Raw genomic sequence first — 14,977 nt, forward strand, 5'->3', positions numbered from 1 at the left:
CCGGCAGGCAGAGTCGAGCGGTGAGCACCGCACCCCCCACCCCGTCGCGCCCCTCGGCGGCGCGTCTGCTGCCCCGGACGCCCGACTGGGCGAGCCGCAACTTCACGCTGCTGACCTCGGCGGCCTTCATCACCTCGCTGGGCAGCCACGGCGCGCTGATCGCCGCCGCCTTCGCCGTGCTGGAGCACGGCGGCGACGCGGGCGACGTCGGTCTGGTGGCCGCCGCCAGGACCGTCCCGCTGATCCTCTTCCTGCTGATCGGCGGCGCGGTCGCGGACCGGCTGCCGCGCCACCGGGTGATGGTCGCCGCCAACCTCCTCAACTGCCTCTCCCAGGCCGCCTTCGCCGTGCTGGTCCTGGCGGGCTCGCCGCTCCTGTGGCAGATGATGCTGCTCGCCGCGCTCGGCGGCACCGGGCAGGCGTTCTTCTCCCCCGCCGCCGAGGGCATGCTGCTGGCCACCGTCGACCGGAAACACGCCTCGAAGGGGTTCGCGGTCTTCCGGCTGACCATGAACGGCGCCACCATCGGCGGGGCCGCGCTCGGCGGCGCGATGGTCGCCGTGATCGGCCCCGGCTGGGTGCTCGCGGTGGACGCCGCCGCCTTCGCCGTCTCGGCCGGGCTGCGGGCCCTGCTCGACCTCAGCGGCATGCCGCGCCGGGCGCAGGGCGGCAGCCTCCTCGCCGACCTGCGGGACGGCTGGCACGAGGCACTGGCCCGGCCGTGGTTCTGGAGCATCGTCGCCCAGTTCTCCGTGGTGGTCGCCGTGGTCGGCGCCGCCGAGTCGGTCTACGGGCCGCTGGTCGCCCGGGACCACCTCGGCGGGCCCGCGCCCTGGGGGTTCGCCCTCGCGGCCTTCGGGGTGGGCACCGTGGTGGGGGCGGTCCTCATGATGCGCTGGCAGCCCAGACGGCTGCTGCTCGCCGGCACCCTCAGCGTCTTCACCCTCGCCCTGCCCTCGGCGGCGCTCGCCGTCCCCCTCCCGGCGCTCGGCCTGGCAGGGGTGATGTTCGTCAGCGGCGTGGCCATCGAACTCTTCGGCGTCGCCTGGATCACCACGATGCACCAGGAGATCCCGGAGGAGAAGTTCTCCCGGATGTCCGCCTACGACTGGCTGGGCTCGATCGGCATGGTCCCGCTGGCCACCGCGCTCGCGGGCCCCGCCGAGTCGGCCTTCGGCCGGAGCAACGCGCTGTGGGGCGGGGCGGTCCTCATCGTGCTGGTCACCGCCGCCGTGCTCTTCGTCCCGGAGGTACGCACCATGACGCGCCGGCCGCCGGAGGCGGAGGACGCCGGCGGGGAGGGCGAGGCGGTTCCCGAGGGCGTGCCCGTGGCGGCCGTCGACACCGTCTCCGGTCCCGGGGCCGGCGCGGTCGTGGCCGCCGCCACCTCGGTGCCGGCTCCGGCGGCCGAGCCCGGCTCAGACGCCGCCGACGCGGAAGGTGCCGCCCGGCGGGACGGGTGAGCCCACCGCCTCGTCCTCCGCGACGGGGCGGGCGGAACCGGTGAACCCGCGGAGCTCGTCCCCCTCGACCACCCGCGCGGGGAAAGGGTCGGCCGCCGTCCTGCGGGCCAGTTCCGCGGTGTCCAGCGGCCGGCCGGAGGCGACCAGGACGGCGTTGCCGAACCGTCGCCCGCGCAGCACGCCCGGCTCGGCGACCAGCGCCAGGTGGGCGAAGACCGCGCCGAACGTGGCCAGTTGGGAGCGGAGGAAGGCGAAGGGCGCACCGTCCGCCAGGTTGGCGGCGAACACCCCGCCCGGCCGCAGCAGCCGGGCCACGTCACGGGCACAGCCCAGCGTGGTCAGCTCGGCGGGCACCCGGGAGCCGCCGAAGACATCGCCGACGACGGCGTCCGCGCTCTCCGCGGGAGCCCCGGCGAGCCACTGCCGGGCGTCGGCCCCGTGCACCGTGATCCCCGAGGCGTCGCCCCCGTAGGGCAGATGCTCGCGGACCAGGCCGCTCAGCGCCCGGTCGTACTCCACCACCCGCTGGCAGACGCCGGGGCGGACGGCGGCCATCCGGCGGGGCAGGGTGAGGGCGCCGCCGCCCAGGTGGACGAGGTCGCGGGCGCCGGCCGCCAGCGTGTCGAGGACGTGGGCGATCCGGCACTGGTACTCGAACTCCAGGTGCGCGGGGTCGTCGAGGTCCACGTAGGACTGCGGCGCGTCGTCCACCGTCAGCAGCCAGGCGCGGGGGCGGTCGACATCGGGCAGCAGGCGGGCGGTGCCGCTGTCGACGGCGCGGATCACGGGGAGGGAGTCGGTCACTGCGGCATTGTGCCCCGGAGGGCGGGGCAGGTGTCACTGCCGCCCTCGCCCGGCTCAGCCGATGCCGTGCGCGTCCTTGTACCGCAGCGCGTAGGCGAGCTTGCCGGGCTTGGCCTCGGCGTAGGGCACGGAGAGCTTGGCGAACTCCCCCTTGTCGGCCGCCTTTCCGGCGTTCCACTCGGCCAGCGCCCCGAGTTCGCCGGCGGTGAGGCCGTCGGCCACCGTGCTGTTCGCCGGCAGGGCGCTCTGCGCCCGGGAGATCTTCTCGACCGTGTCGAGGTAGCTGGGCAGGGACTTCGGGTCCCAGTCCGCCAGGTCGGCGGCCCTGCTCTCCCGGACCCAGGTGCCCCAGAAGAACTCCTGGAAGGGGCGGGTGCCCGGGGTGTAGCCGATGTCCCGGGCGAAGTAGAGCAGGCTGCGGTAGCGGTCGTCCTGGAAACGGGAGAGTCCGAGGCTCTTGGGGAGGCCGGTGACCGGGACGAGGGTGCCCTCGGGGTCGCGCGGCCAGACCCACCGGTTCGCCTCCATCCGCTTGAAGAACTCCTGCTGCGTCAAGGTGGCGTAGTTGGCCACGACCCGCAGCCGCACGTGGAGTTCGGGCCCGCCGTCCGGGGTCTCGAAGAAGGAGGTGAGGGTGTGGTGGCCGTCAGTAAGGTAGAGGCTGCCGCCCGGGCCCACCACCACCGTCTTCATCGCCGCGACGCTCTCCTTGGTCTCGGAGCCGACGGGGAGCTCGCAGGTGAACGAGGCCGGGTCGTCCAGGCGCGCGCCGGACCCCGCCGAGGCGGCCTCCAGCTGCCCGTTGGCCTCGCACCAGTCGTCGAACTTCTTGTTGACCGCGTCCTTGCCGAGGGTGTAGCGGCCGAGCTTGTAGTAGACCTCGTCGTAGCCGACCGAGGGCTGGGTCGCCCGCACGTCGCCGATCCGTACGTCGAGCAGGTCGCCCTCGGCCGCGCACAGGCGGTCGGTGTAGGTGGTGTCGGCCCGGCCGGGCCCGCACAGCCCGGTCCGGTGGCCCGGCCCCCCGGGCGCGGCGCCCCCCTGGCCGGCCGCCGTCACCGCGACGGTGACGGCGCAGGCGGCGAGAGCAACGGCGCGTCGGAGCAGGCGGGTTCTGGGGTGCTGGCGCACGGTCGGGCTCCTCGGCCTCGGGAAGGGGGGCGCCCGAGGAAGGCTCGGGGCAGCGCGTGACGCCGGTCCGGCGCGGAGCCGTCGTCCACGCCAACCGTCGGTGAACGGCGTCCTCACCCCGGTGCGTGCAGGGCCTGCGCAGCAGCCGTGGCGACCGCCTCGGCGACCAGGGCGAGGGCCGGCACGTCCAGCTTCCACTGCTGCCAGTGGAGCGGGACGTCGAACGGCCGCTCCGGGGCGAATCCGACGAGGTCGCCCGAGGCAAAGTGGGACAGTGCCTGCTGTTCCGGCAGGAGCCCCCAGCCGAGCCCGGCGACCACCGCGTCGCAGAAGCCCTCCGAGGTGGGGACGTGGTGCCGGACGCTGCTCGCACCCCGCGCCCCGCCGGTCAGTTCGCGGACGAAGGCGTCCTGGAGCTCGTCCCTGCGGTCGAAGACGATCACCGGCGCCTCGGGCAGGCACTCGGCGAGCGGGCCCGCGGAGAGATGGCGCTCCACGAACTCCGGCCGGGCCGAGGGCAGGTACCGGGCCAGGCCGAGCGGACGCGCCGTGCACCCCGCCACCGGCTCCGCGGAGGAGGTCACCGCCGCCATGACCCGCCCCTCCCGCAACAGGGTCGCGGTGTACGACTCGTCCTCGCAGTGCAGTTCGAAGCAGACGGGCAACTGCTGCGGCATCCGCGTCAGCGCGGGCAGGAACCAGGTGGCCAGCGAGTCGGCGTTCACCGCGATGGGCAGCCGGGCCGGCGACCCGTCCTCGGCCACGCCCAGACCGGCGCGCACCTCCCGCTCCAGCGTCGCCAGCTGACGCGCGTACCGGACGACCGTCTGCCCGGACTCGGTGGGCCGGGCCGGTTTGGTCCGCATCAGGAGCACCCGCCCGGTGGACTGCTCCAGCGCCTTGATGCGCTGGCTGACCGCGGACGGCGTCACGTGCAGCACCTTCGCGGCGGCGTCGAAGGTGCCCTCGTCCACCACGGCGAGCAGGGTACGCACCTGCTCGAACGGCAGGTCGGTCATGGCCATCCCGCTCACCCTCCACCTTCAGCCTCACTCATGCTACGTAAGAAACTTTAGCTGGACTGATGGCGGACCGATCCTTAGCGTTACTGCCATGACCAGCAGCTTCGTCCCCGCGGCCGCCGCCGGATTCGGCACCGGCCTCTCCCTGATCGTCGCGATCGGCGCCCAGAACGCCTTCGTCCTCCGGCAGGGCCTGCGCCGCCAGGCCGTCCTCGCGGTGGTCGTCATCTGCGCCCTCTCCGACGCCGCGCTGATCGCCCTCGGCGTCGCGGGGCTGGGAGCCGTGGTCACCGCCTGGCCCGCCGCGCTGACCGTCGTCGGCCTGGCCGGCGGCTGCTTCCTCCTCTGCTACGGCGCGCTGGCCGCCGTCCGCGCGCTGCGCCCCGGCGACGGGCAGGCCCTGTCCACCCGGGGCACCACCACGGGTTCCGTCCGGGCGGCGGTCCTCACCTGCCTCGCCCTGACCTGGCTCAACCCGCACGTCTACCTGGACACCGTGCTGATGCTGGGCTCGATCGCCGCCGACCGGGGCCCGCTGCGCTGGGTCTTCGGGGCCGGGGCGATGCTGGCCAGCCTGGCCTGGTTCGCCGGACTCGGCTACGGCGCCCGCCTGCTCAGCGGGGTACTGGCCCGCCCGGCCGCCTGGCGCGTCCTCGACTCCCTGGTGGCCGTCACGATGCTCGCCATGGGGGCGACGCTGCTGCTGCGTACGGTCTGACCTGCGGAACGCGGGCTGCCGCCTAAGCGGACCCCAGCTCCGGAAGCTCCGCCCGCCGCAGCGCCGGGACGGCGAGGCCGAGCGCAGCGGCGAGCAGGCAGATCGCGCCGCAGCCGGCGAAGAACGTGGCCGCGCCCCAGAGCTCCACGGTGATGCCGACGGCGGGGAAGAGCACCGGGGCCAGGCCGAGGGTGCACAGGGTGGTGACCGAGGTGACGCGGCCGAGGTAGCGGGGGTCGGTCGCCGTCTGGACCAGCGCCCCCGTCAAGGTGGTGGCGAATCCGCTGGTCAGGCCGATCAGAGCGCCGAAGGCGACGGCCACGGTCAGGGAGGGCGCCTGGCCCAGGCCCACGGCCCCCGCGGCCGTGACGAGCAGGGCCGCCGCCATCGCCGCCCCCGCCCTCGGTACCCGCGGTGCCACGGTGAGCAGCAGCGCGGAGGCCGTGGCGCCCACGCTGAACGCGCTCGCCACCCACCCCATGCCCACCGCACCCCAGCCGCGCTCGTCGGCCAGGAGCACCAGTCCGGTGGCGACGGGCCCGCTGAAGCACATCTCGCTCAGCCCGATCACCACGACCAGCGGCGCCAGCAGCCGGTGGCGGCGGACGTAGCGCAGCCCGTCCCTCAGCTCTCCTCGCGCGGAGTCGCGCTGCGGCGGTCCGGCCACCGGGGTGACGCGCACGGTGAGCAGGGTGGCGAGGGAGACGGCGAAGAGCACCCCCGCCACGGCGAACGCGCCCTCCGCTCCCCCGGCCACCAGCACGGCCCCCGCCACGAGCGGTCCCACGGCGTTGCTCAGCCGGATCGACAGTCCGCGCATCCCCTGGACGCGGGCGAGCTGGTCGGCTGTCGTGATGCGCGGTGGCAGCGCTCCCACCGCCGGCATGAAGACCGCGTCCACCACACCGAAGATCAGCGCGACGAGGGCCAGCAGCCACAGGTGCGCGGGCGCCAGCGCGAGGGCCGCGGCGGCGAGGAGGATCACCACGCAGCGGACCCCGTCGCTGAGGACGGCGACCCGGCGCGGCCCGAACCGGTCGGCCACCACGCCGCCGCCGAGCATGAGGACCGCACGGGGGACGGCCCCGGCCGCGACCACCAGCCCCACCTGCGAGGGCCCGCCCGCACGCGTGGCGGCCCAGGACAGCGCGAGGAAGAAGACGACATCGCCCGCAACGGAGGCGGTGTACGCGGTCAGCCAGCGCAGGACGTTGGCGTCCCCGTAGGCGGGCCGCGCGGGCACGGCCACGTCCTGGGCACTCATTCGTCACCCGCCGGAGGCCGGGCCGTACCCGGCACCGGAAACGCCTGGAGCTGCAGCGCCACGGGGACGGCGCCCTCGCTCTCCCCGCCGTCGGCGCGATACCGCTCGATCACCTCGAAGATCTCCGCCCGCATCCGGTGCACGTCGGCCGGGGTCAGCCGGAGGAGGAAGTCGCTGTAGGTGATGACGTCGAGCCATTCCCCGGGGATCCGGGGCAGTTCCTGCGCCGACCTGCGCAGCCGGTCCGCCGCGGCGAGGGCCACCGCGTGGGTGTACCCGAGCCCGGCCTCGCGCTCCGCGCCGGAAGCGGCGGCGGGGTCGTGGATCGACTGGCGGTGCGCGGACCGCCACCACCGTTCGCGTCCGGTGCCGCGCCCCGGCTCCTCCACGATCAGTCCCCCGGCGGCGAGACGGCGCAGGTGGTAGCTGGCCGCCCCTGGATTGATGCCGAGTTCCCCGGCGATCCGGCCCGCGGTGGACGGGCCGCGCTCACGCAGCAGGGAGAGCACGTTCAGCCGTAGCGGGTGGGCGAGCACGCGCAGTGCGGCCGTGTCGAGTTCGATGTCCCGCGCAAAGGAGTCCGCGTCCGCGGACGCGGCGGAGGGATCGGTCATGCGCCGAGAGTAGAGTCACAACAGTTGTTGCGAAAGAGTCGTTGTGAGAATCGGCCGGAACCCAACTCTCTTACGGACAGGATCAGTTCGGAGCGTTCCGGCGGGGCGTTCCGGCGACGGTGCCGGAACCTCCTCCGGCCCGCGCGTCCGCGGGCCGGAGGAGGCCGAGAGGAGAGCCGGCCTCCCGGCTCAGCCCAGCACCTCCTGCACCGTGCCCGCCCCCACGGTCCTGCCGCCCTCACGGACGGCGAAGCCGAGGCCGGGCTCCAGCGGTACCTCGCGGCCCAGCTCGACGGTCAGGGTGACGGTCTCGCCGGGCCGGGCGACAGCCGCCTCACCGAGGTCGATGTCCCCGACGACGTCCGCCGTACGCAGGTAGAACTGCGGGCGGTAGCCGGTGACCACCGGGGTGCCCCGGCCGCCCTCCCGGCCGGGGAGCAGGTAGACCCGCGCGGTGAAGCGGCGGCGCGGGGTGACACTGCCGGGCGCCGCCACGACATGGCCACGGCGCACCGCGTCACGGGCGACGCCGCGCAGCAGCAGCGCCACGTTGTCGCCGGCCTGGGCCGACTCCATCGGCTTGCCGAAGGTCTCGACACCGGTGACGACGGTCTCCACCCCGGCGCCGAGCACCTCGACGCGGTCGCCGACGCGGACGGTGCCGCGCTCGACGGCGCCGGTGACGACGGTGCCCCGGCCGGTGATGGTCAGGACGTTCTCCACCGGCAGCAGGAAGGGCGCGTCGACGTACCGCTCGGGCATCGGCACATAGGTGTCGACGGCGTCGAGCAGCCCCTGGACCGCCTCCGTCCAGCGCGGGTCCCCCTCCAGCGCCCGGAGTCCGGAGACCCGGACCACCGGCACCTCGGAGCCCGGGTAGCCGTGCCGGTCGAGCAGGTCGCGGACCTCCAGTTCGACCAGGTCGGTCAGCTCCTCGTCCCCGGCGTCGGCCTTGTTGAGGGCGACGACGAGGTGGTCGACGCCGACCTGCCGGGCGAGCAGGACGTGCTCGGCGGTCTGCGGCATGACCCCGTCGAGGGCGGAGACCACCAGGATCGCGCCGTCGAGCTGGGCCGCGCCGGTGACCATGTTCTTCACATAGTCGGCGTGGCCCGGCATGTCGACGTGGGCGTAGTGGCGGGTGTCGGTCTCGTACTCGACGTGGGCGATGTTGATGGTGATGCCGCGCCGCGCCTCCTCGGGCGCCCGGTCGATGCGGTCGAAGGGCACGAAGGTGCCGGAGCCCCGCTCGCTGAGGACCTTGGTGATGGCGGCGGTGAGGGTGGTCTTGCCGTGGTCGACGTGGCCCATCGTGCCGATGTTCAGGTGGGGCTTGGTACGCAGGTATGCCGTCTTGGGCATGGTGATGTCCTTCTCCGGAAGGCGGGACGATCCGGGACCCCGGGCTCTGGCCGACCCTCCCCCTGCGGGGTCCGCCGGACGTTCCGGGGAGGGTCAGCTTCGTGCGCCGTCGAAGCCGTCGAAGGGGAAACCGGCACCCTTCGCAGCGTCCGCGACTGCGGACGTGGCTGCGGGAAAGGCGTACCGGGACATGGCCCACATCCTGGCCGAAGGGAGCGGGGGCGTCGAGCGATTTACCCGCCGCCCGGACACCACGCAAGCCGGGCAGCCCCCGTACCCCGCTGACGCGGCCCGCAGGGCGATCACCCCGTTCTGTCGGTTACGCTCCCCGAATGGCGTCCCCCACCACCGCACCGGTGGCTCCTGTCCGCCCCGCGCGGTCCGCGGCGGTGCGCTGCGCACGGCTGCTGATGTCGCCGTGGTCGCGGCTCTCCCTGCTGGTGCTGGTGCTGGTCTCGGCCGGGGCGGCGATGCTGGTCCTGGAGCCGCAGCAGCTGCTCACCACGGGCATCCCCGCGGCCCTCGGCACGGGTGCGGCGGCGCTGCTCTTCGCCGCCGGGTACGGGATCTGCACGGCCGCGTTCGTGCCCCGGCCGCTGCTGAACCTCGCGGCGGGCGCCCTGTTCGGCTCGGCCACCGGTGTGGTCGCGGCGGTCGCGGGGACCGTGGTCGGGGCGGGCATCGCCTTCGGGCTGGGGCGGCTGCTGGGCCAGGACGCGCTGCGCCCGCTGCTGCGCGGCCGCTGGCTGAAGGCGGCCGACGGGCAGCTGAGCCGGCACGGCTTCCGCTCGATGCTGGCGGTGCGGCTCTTCCCCGGCGTGCCGTTCGCCGCCGCCAACTACTGCGCCGCCGTCTCCCGGATCGGCTGGACGCCGTTCCTGCTGGCGACGGCGGTGGGCTCGGTGCCGAACACCGCCGCGTACGTGCTGGCCGGGTCGACGGCCGCCTCGCCGACCTCCCCGGTCTTCCTCGCCTCGGCCGGGTTCATCGCCCTCTCCGCACTGGCCGCCTCGGTCTTCGCCTGGCGCAGGCGGCACCGGCTCGGCTCCGGCTGACCCGCCGCGCGGGGGGCTGGCTCGATCTTCCCGGCGGGGCGGGACGCGCGGGCCACGGCCGGGTTGGATGGGCCGTATGGATGACCTGGTGACGGACGACAAGCGGCGGCCCGACCCCGCCGACCGGCGGCTGATGGCGGTCAACGAGGCGAACTGGGACGCCCGGACCCCCGTCCACACGGCGAGCGACTTCTACGGCCTCGCCGACGACGCCCAGGCGCTCGACCCGGCGCGCTGGTTCGCCCCGTACGAGTGGGAGGACCTCGGGGAGCTGGCCGGGCGGGACCTGGTCCACCTCCAGTGCCACCTGGGGACCGAGACGCTGGTCCTGGCCGGCAAGGGCGCCCGGGCGACCGGGCTCGACCTCTCCGGGGCCTCGGTGGCGGCCGCCCGGGAGCTGGCGGCGCGGCAGGAGTCCGGGCCGATGGCCGGGACCCGTTACGTTCAGGCCAATGTCTACGACGCCGTGGAGGCGCTCGGCGTGGCCCGCTTCGACGTGGTGTACACGGGCAAGGGCGCCCTGTGCTACCTGCCGGACCTGGACCGCTGGGCCGCGGTGGTGGCCGGTCTGCTGCGCCCGGGCGGGATGCTCTACCTCGCCGAGTTCCACCCGCTGCTCAACTCCTTCGGCCCGACGCCGACCGCCGAGGCCGGGACTCCGCTGGTGCTCCGCCACGACTACCTGGCCGGGCGCGGGGCGATCCGCCGGGACGCCACGTACACGTACACCGACGGGCCGCCGGTGGAGGGGGCGACGGAGAGCGTCGAGTGGATGCACGGGCTCGGCGAGGTGGTGACCGCGCTGACCGGGGCGGGGCTGGTGATCGAGCTGCTGCGGGAGGACGAGGAGCTGCCCTTCCCGCGCTGGCCCGAGATGGTGCGTACGGAGTCCGGGCGGTGGCGGCTGCCGGACGCGGCGCCGCGCGTTCCGCTGCTCTTCGCGCTGCGGGCGCGCCGCCCGGTGGCGTAGTCCGGGCGCCTTCGCCCCCGCCAGGGTCACGGCGGGGGCGAACTGCTGGATTCAACGGGGCCGTTCGGGTCACAAGGCAGCTATGTCGCCCAAGGACGCAAGACCCCGGAAGGGCGCCGCCGACCAGGTGGCGCCGGAGTACGACGCCGACCGCCCGGACCCGCCGCACGCGGGGACCGGGGGTGTCCGGGAGCGCCGGCGCGCCCCGTGGTGGGTGAAGATGCTGGCGTTCTTCACCGGACTCCTCCTGCTGTTCTTCGCGGTCACCCGGCTGGACCTGGTGCCGGGGCTCGACGATGTGTTCGGCAGCGAGACGAAGGACCGCACCGGTCCGGCGGTGCTCAAGTCGATCCGCGACATGAGCAGCTACCAGGCCGCCTCCGGCAACTTCCAGGTCGTGGTCGACCTGGAGAAGGACACCAAGTACGTGCCCGACGCCATCAAGGGCACCCGGACCCTCTTCGTCGGCGCGGGCACCGTCGGCGCCTCCGTCGACCTCGGCGGGATCGGCGACGACGCGGTCACGGTGAACGAGGAGCGGACCCGTGCCGAGATCCGGCTGCCGCACGCGGAGCTCGGCAAGCCGGCGCTCGACGCGGACCGCAGCTACACCGTCTCCAAGCAGCGGGGCCTGCTCGACCGGCTGGGCGACTTCATCTCGGACAACCCGGGCAGCGAACAGGCCGTCAACAAGCTGGCCGTACGGCACATCGGCGACGCCGCCAAGGAGAGCGGCCTGGTCTCCCGCGCCGAACGGAACACCACCGGCATGCTGCAAGGGCTGCTGACCTCGCTGGGCTTCAAGGAGGTCACCGTCGTCTACGGCGACAAGTGAGGCCCGTCGCCGCGCGCCGGCGGGCCGGGGACCACCCCCGGCCTGCCGGCGCGTCACTTTGCGTACACCTTCCGGCCCACGACCCGCCTGTGCGGGCGTCGCCCCCCGGCCACCTGACGGCGTTACGCTGCCCGGGCCGGGGGCGCGATCCGGGGCATACCGCACCTTTCGCACCCGTCGGCACCGCCTGACGCCACGTCGGGCGGCCCTGCCCGCACCGCGACGGCGCCCCGGGAACACCGGCCGCCACGCACGACGCTCCCCGGACGGCCTGCCTTCCATGTCCTGGTTCGAATCCTTCATCCTCGGGCTGGTCCAGGGACTCACCGAGTTCCTGCCGATCTCCTCCAGCGCCCATCTGCGGCTGACCGCGGCCTTCGCGGGCTGGCACGACCCGGGCGCGGCGTTCACCGCGATCACCCAGATCGGCACCGAGGCGGCCGTCCTCATCTACTTCCGCAAGGACATCGCCACCATCGTGGGCGCCTGGTGCCGTTCGGTGGTCGCGATGGTCCGCCGGGACGGCTCGATGCAGGGCAACCACGACGCGCAGCTCGGCTGGCTGGTCATCATCGGCTCGATCCCGATCGGCGTGCTCGGCGTGACGCTCAAGGACCAGATCGAGGGCCCGTTCCGGGACCTGAGACTGATCGCGACCACCCTAATCGTGATGGGCCTGGTGCTGGGCCTCGCCGACCGGCTGGCGGCCCGCGCCGAGACCGGCGGCGGCCGGCACCGGGCGAACGGCGGCAAGACCCTGCGCGACCTGGGCGTCCGCGACGGCCTGATCTACGGCTGCTGCCAGGCCCTGGCCCTGGTCCCCGGCGTCTCCCGCTCCGGTGCCACCATCAGCGGCGGTCTGCTGATGGGCTACACCCGCGAGGCCGCCGCCCGCTACTCGTTCCTGCTGGCCGTACCGGCCGTCCTCGCCTCCGGCTTCTACGAGCTGCGCGACGCGGGCGAGGGGCACGTCGCGTGGGGCCAGACCGTCTTCGCCACCCTGGTCGCCTTCGTGGTCGGGTACGCGGTGATCGCCTGGTTCATGCGGTTCATCACCACCCGCAGCTTCATGCCGTTCGTCTACTACCGGGTGGCCCTGGGCATTCTGATCTTCATCCTGGTGGCGGCCGGGGTCCTGAGTCCGCACGCGGGCGAGTCGGCGGCCTGAGCCCCTTTTGGTCCGTTTCATTCGCCTATCGGGTGGTCTGCTGTCACACTCGCAGACGGGAGTGGGCACCTCCGGCACGTCCGGACCGCCCGCGTGGAGCGCCCGCCCCGTCCGGCGGCGGGCCCCTCCCGTCCGCACAGGTGAGGCAGCGAGTACGACATGACCCAGACACCGCACGGGGAGACCCGATGACCACCGCCGGCACCTCGCGCATGGAGATCACCGGCAACGCGCTGACCGGCGCGCCCTGCTGGGCCACCCTGCTGACCCACGACATCGCCGCCGCCCGCGACTTCTACGGGCAGGTGCTCGGCTGGGAGTTCGAGCCCTCCCCGATGGGTGAGGAGTGGTCCACCGCGACCGCCCACGGCATCCCGGTGGCCAGCCTCGGCGCGGTCGCCAGCTCCCTGCCGATCGCCGTCGACTGGCTGGCGTACTTCGCGGTGGCCGACTCGAACGAGGCGGCCGGGCGGGTCCGGGAGCGCGGCGGGACGGTGGCGATCGGCCCGGTCGACACCCCCTCGGGGCGTGCCACCCTGGCCGCCGACCCGACGGGCCCGACGTTCGGCCTCTGGGAGGGCCGGATGGTCGACGACTGGCAGCACTGGCGGCTGCACCGCCCGTGGTGGCTGGTCCTGGAGAGCGCGGACCCCTTCGCCGCCGCCCTCTTCTACGGCGCGGTCCTGGACTGGGAGTACCGCGAGGGCGAGGACGCCGTGGGGTACGAGGACGACGAGATCGTGCTGCGCGACCACGGCCACGTCGCGGCCCGGCTCCGCCCCCGCGACCCGCAGAACCCGGCGCTCCACCCGCGCTGGAACCTGATCTTCCCGGTCCCCGACGTCGCCGAGGCGGCCCGCCGGGCGGTGGAACTGGGCGCGGTACGGCTGGCGGAGACCACCCCGGTCGCCGACGAGGGCGCGGTCCTGCGCGACCCGGACGGCGCGGTCTTCTCCCTGGCACCGGCCTCGGCCGGGCACTGAGACCCGCTCCTCACCCCTCCGCGACCACCCGTACGGTGTCCAGCCCCGGGTCCGCCGCGTCCGGCACCACCATGCCCGCCTCGACCCCCGTCCGCAGGTAGCGCAGCACCTCGCGGGTCAGCCGTTCCCCGGGAAGCGCCGCCGGGATGCCGGGCGGGTACGGCGTGAGCATCTCGGCGGCCACCCGGCCCTCGGCCTCCTGCCAGGGCACGTCCACCACCGGCCCGAAGAAGGCGTCCCTCGGCAGCACGACCTGCTCCGTCCGCAGCCCGTCGGGGCCTGGCACCTCCACCGGGCGGTCGCGTGGCAGCCCCCGGGCCTCGGCGGCGAGCCGGTGCAGCCCGGCCAGGAGTGCGTCGGCGCTCTCCGCGTCGTCGGCATGGGTGAGCTGGGCGTTGATCCGGCGGTGGTCCCCGAAGTGCAGGGAGAGACCCTGGGTGCGCAGGGCGTCCACGGCGCGGTACCCGCTGATGCCGAGGCCGCTCACGTCGATGATCAGCTGGAGCGGGTCGAGGTCCACGGCCCGCCCCGGTCCGCAGAAGTCCTCCCGGCCGTGCACGTGGAGGCCGTCGACCTCCTCGGCCCGCGCCCGTACCGAGGCGGCCAGCGCCAGCGCGTCGTCGTAGAGGGCCCGTCCGTGCTGGACCATCTGGCGGCGCCAGCCGTCGAGCGCGGCGTAGATCAGCACCGAGGAGCTGGTGGTGCCGAGGAGGTCTTCCCGGCTGCGCAGGGCGGCCGGGTCGACCAGGTCGCCCTGGAGGTGGAAGACGGAGCCCTGTTCCAGCCCGGAGCCCATCTTGTGCACCGAGGTGACGCAGACGTCGGCGCCGGCGTCCATCGCCCAGGTGGGCAGGTCGGGGTGGAAGGGCAGGTGGGCGCCCCACGCCTCGTCCACCACCAGGGGCACCCCGTGGCGGTGGCAGACCTCGGCGATGGCGGCCAGGTCGGAGCAGGTGCCGTAGGGGGTGGGGGTGGTGACGAGGGCGCCCCGGGCGTCGGGGTGGCGGGCGAAGGCTTCCGCGTACGTCTCGGCGGACGGCGGGTGGGCGAGGTGCAGGTCCGGGTCCCACTGCGGGTCGACCCAGACGGGGCGGATGCCGGCGAGGACGAGGCCGGAGACGACCGACATGTGGGCGTCGCGGCCGATCAGCAGCTCCTCGTGGGGTCCGGCGACGGAGAGCATGGCGGCCTTGACGGAGAGGGAGCTGCCGCAGGTGGAGAAGAAGGTGTGCTCGGCCCCGACCGCGTCGGCCATCAGCTCCTGGGCGCGCTGGAGCACCTGCCGTGAGGAGGTGCGGTCGTCCAGGCCGTTCATGGCGAGCAGGTCGCCCCGGAAGACGGCTTCGCCGAGGACGGCGCGCACCCGGGGGTCGGCGCCCCGGCCCTGCTTGTGGCCGGGCGGGGCGAAGGGGAGCTGCCGCTCGGCGTGGTAGGCGGCGAGGGCGTCGAGTACGGGTACCTGCTCGTGGTCCATGGAGCGCGGATTCCCGGTCCGGGTCCACGGGAAAACGGGCGGCGCCCCCGTCTGGGCCGGACGGGTCAACGGGCACCTCCCGGGCACCCGGACGAGAGGCAGAACCTATCGCCC

Annotated in this window: 14 protein-coding genes; 7 read left to right on the plus strand and 7 right to left on the minus strand. The window is 74.4% G+C overall.

Annotation, left to right across the window (positions count from 1 at the left end; genetic code table 11):
* Positions 1–20: 20 nt before the first annotated feature.
* On the plus strand, positions 21–1,463 hold the full coding sequence (locus IF45_RS0103065; RefSeq protein WP_018893983.1) for an MFS transporter: 1,443 nt from the start codon (positions 21–23) through the stop codon (positions 1,461–1,463).
* Here IF45_RS0103065 and IF45_RS0103070 read toward each other — a convergent pair.
* The 3 genes from IF45_RS0103070 to IF45_RS0103080 all read right to left on the minus strand — a co-directional run bounded on the left by IF45_RS0103070 (position 1,419) and on the right by IF45_RS0103080 (position 4,423).
* A complete protein-coding gene (locus tag IF45_RS0103070; protein ID WP_030305319.1) occupies positions 1,419–2,267 on the minus strand; it encodes a spermidine synthase in 849 nt (282 codons plus the stop codon). The two genes, IF45_RS0103065 and IF45_RS0103070, sit on opposite strands and share 45 nt — an antisense overlap.
* A gap of 54 nt (positions 2,268–2,321) precedes the next feature.
* Positions 2,322–3,398 carry a ParB/Srx family N-terminal domain-containing protein gene (locus IF45_RS0103075; RefSeq protein WP_008412806.1) on the minus strand — a complete coding sequence of 359 codons (1,077 nt, stop codon included), beginning with the start codon at positions 3,396–3,398 and terminating at the stop codon, positions 2,322–2,324.
* Positions 3,399–3,511: 113 nt separating this feature from the next.
* Positions 3,512–4,423: a LysR family transcriptional regulator ArgP gene (locus IF45_RS0103080; protein WP_078842833.1), complete on the minus strand. Its 912-nt coding sequence runs from the start codon at positions 4,421–4,423 to the stop codon at positions 3,512–3,514.
* Between the two features lie 88 nt (positions 4,424–4,511).
* Here IF45_RS0103080 and IF45_RS0103085 point away from each other — a divergent pair, with 88 nt between their 5' ends.
* On the plus strand, positions 4,512–5,138 hold the full coding sequence (locus IF45_RS0103085) for a LysE/ArgO family amino acid transporter (RefSeq protein WP_003946873.1): 627 nt from the start codon (positions 4,512–4,514) through the stop codon (positions 5,136–5,138).
* 22 nt (positions 5,139–5,160) lie between these two features.
* Here IF45_RS0103085 and IF45_RS0103090 read toward each other — a convergent pair whose 3' ends face one another.
* The 3 genes from IF45_RS0103090 to tuf form a co-directional block, all read right to left on the minus strand.
* Positions 5,161–6,402 (minus strand): MFS transporter, encoded by a 1,242-nt coding sequence (locus tag IF45_RS0103090; protein ID WP_030305323.1) that lies wholly within the window; start codon positions 6,400–6,402, stop codon positions 5,161–5,163.
* Positions 6,399–7,016 (minus strand): ArsR/SmtB family transcription factor, encoded by a 618-nt coding sequence (locus IF45_RS0103095; protein ID WP_030305324.1) that lies wholly within the window; start codon positions 7,014–7,016, stop codon positions 6,399–6,401. Before IF45_RS0103095 ends, IF45_RS0103090 begins: the two co-directional genes overlap by 4 nt.
* A gap of 189 nt (positions 7,017–7,205) precedes the next feature.
* A complete protein-coding gene (tuf, locus tag IF45_RS0103100) occupies positions 7,206–8,378 on the minus strand; it encodes an elongation factor Tu (protein WP_008412796.1) in 1,173 nt (390 codons plus the stop codon).
* A gap of 332 nt (positions 8,379–8,710) precedes the next feature.
* On the opposite strand from tuf, the gene IF45_RS0103105 reads away from it, so the two are divergent.
* The 5 genes from IF45_RS0103105 to IF45_RS0103125 all read left to right on the plus strand — a co-directional run bounded on the left by IF45_RS0103105 (position 8,711) and on the right by IF45_RS0103125 (position 13,389).
* The gene (locus IF45_RS0103105) at positions 8,711–9,433 is read left to right on the plus strand and encodes a TVP38/TMEM64 family protein (protein WP_049977513.1); all 723 of its coding nucleotides are present in this window, start codon (positions 8,711–8,713) and stop codon (positions 9,431–9,433) included.
* Between the two features lie 76 nt (positions 9,434–9,509).
* Positions 9,510–10,403, plus strand: a complete 894-nt coding sequence (locus tag IF45_RS0103110) for a class I SAM-dependent methyltransferase (protein ID WP_030305325.1) — start codon at positions 9,510–9,512, stop codon at positions 10,401–10,403.
* 82 nt (positions 10,404–10,485) lie between these two features.
* A complete protein-coding gene (locus tag IF45_RS0103115) occupies positions 10,486–11,238 on the plus strand; it encodes a DUF4230 domain-containing protein (RefSeq protein ID WP_015508214.1) in 753 nt (250 codons plus the stop codon).
* A 280-nt stretch (positions 11,239–11,518) separates the two neighbouring features.
* On the plus strand, positions 11,519–12,406 hold the full coding sequence (locus tag IF45_RS0103120; protein ID WP_003946880.1) for an undecaprenyl-diphosphate phosphatase: 888 nt from the start codon (positions 11,519–11,521) through the stop codon (positions 12,404–12,406).
* Positions 12,407–12,594: 188 nt separating this feature from the next.
* A complete protein-coding gene (locus IF45_RS0103125) occupies positions 12,595–13,389 on the plus strand; it encodes a VOC family protein (protein WP_015508213.1) in 795 nt (264 codons plus the stop codon).
* A 10-nt stretch (positions 13,390–13,399) separates the two neighbouring features.
* Here the strand turns inward: IF45_RS0103125 and IF45_RS0103130 are convergent, their stop codons facing one another.
* A complete protein-coding gene (locus tag IF45_RS0103130; RefSeq protein ID WP_030305326.1) occupies positions 13,400–14,863 on the minus strand; it encodes an aminotransferase class I/II-fold pyridoxal phosphate-dependent enzyme in 1,464 nt (487 codons plus the stop codon).
* Positions 14,864–14,977: the final 114 nt, after the last annotated feature.

The organism is Streptomyces albidoflavus, from assembly GCF_000719955.1.
Lineage (GTDB): Bacteria > Actinomycetota > Actinomycetes > Streptomycetales > Streptomycetaceae > Streptomyces > Streptomyces albidoflavus.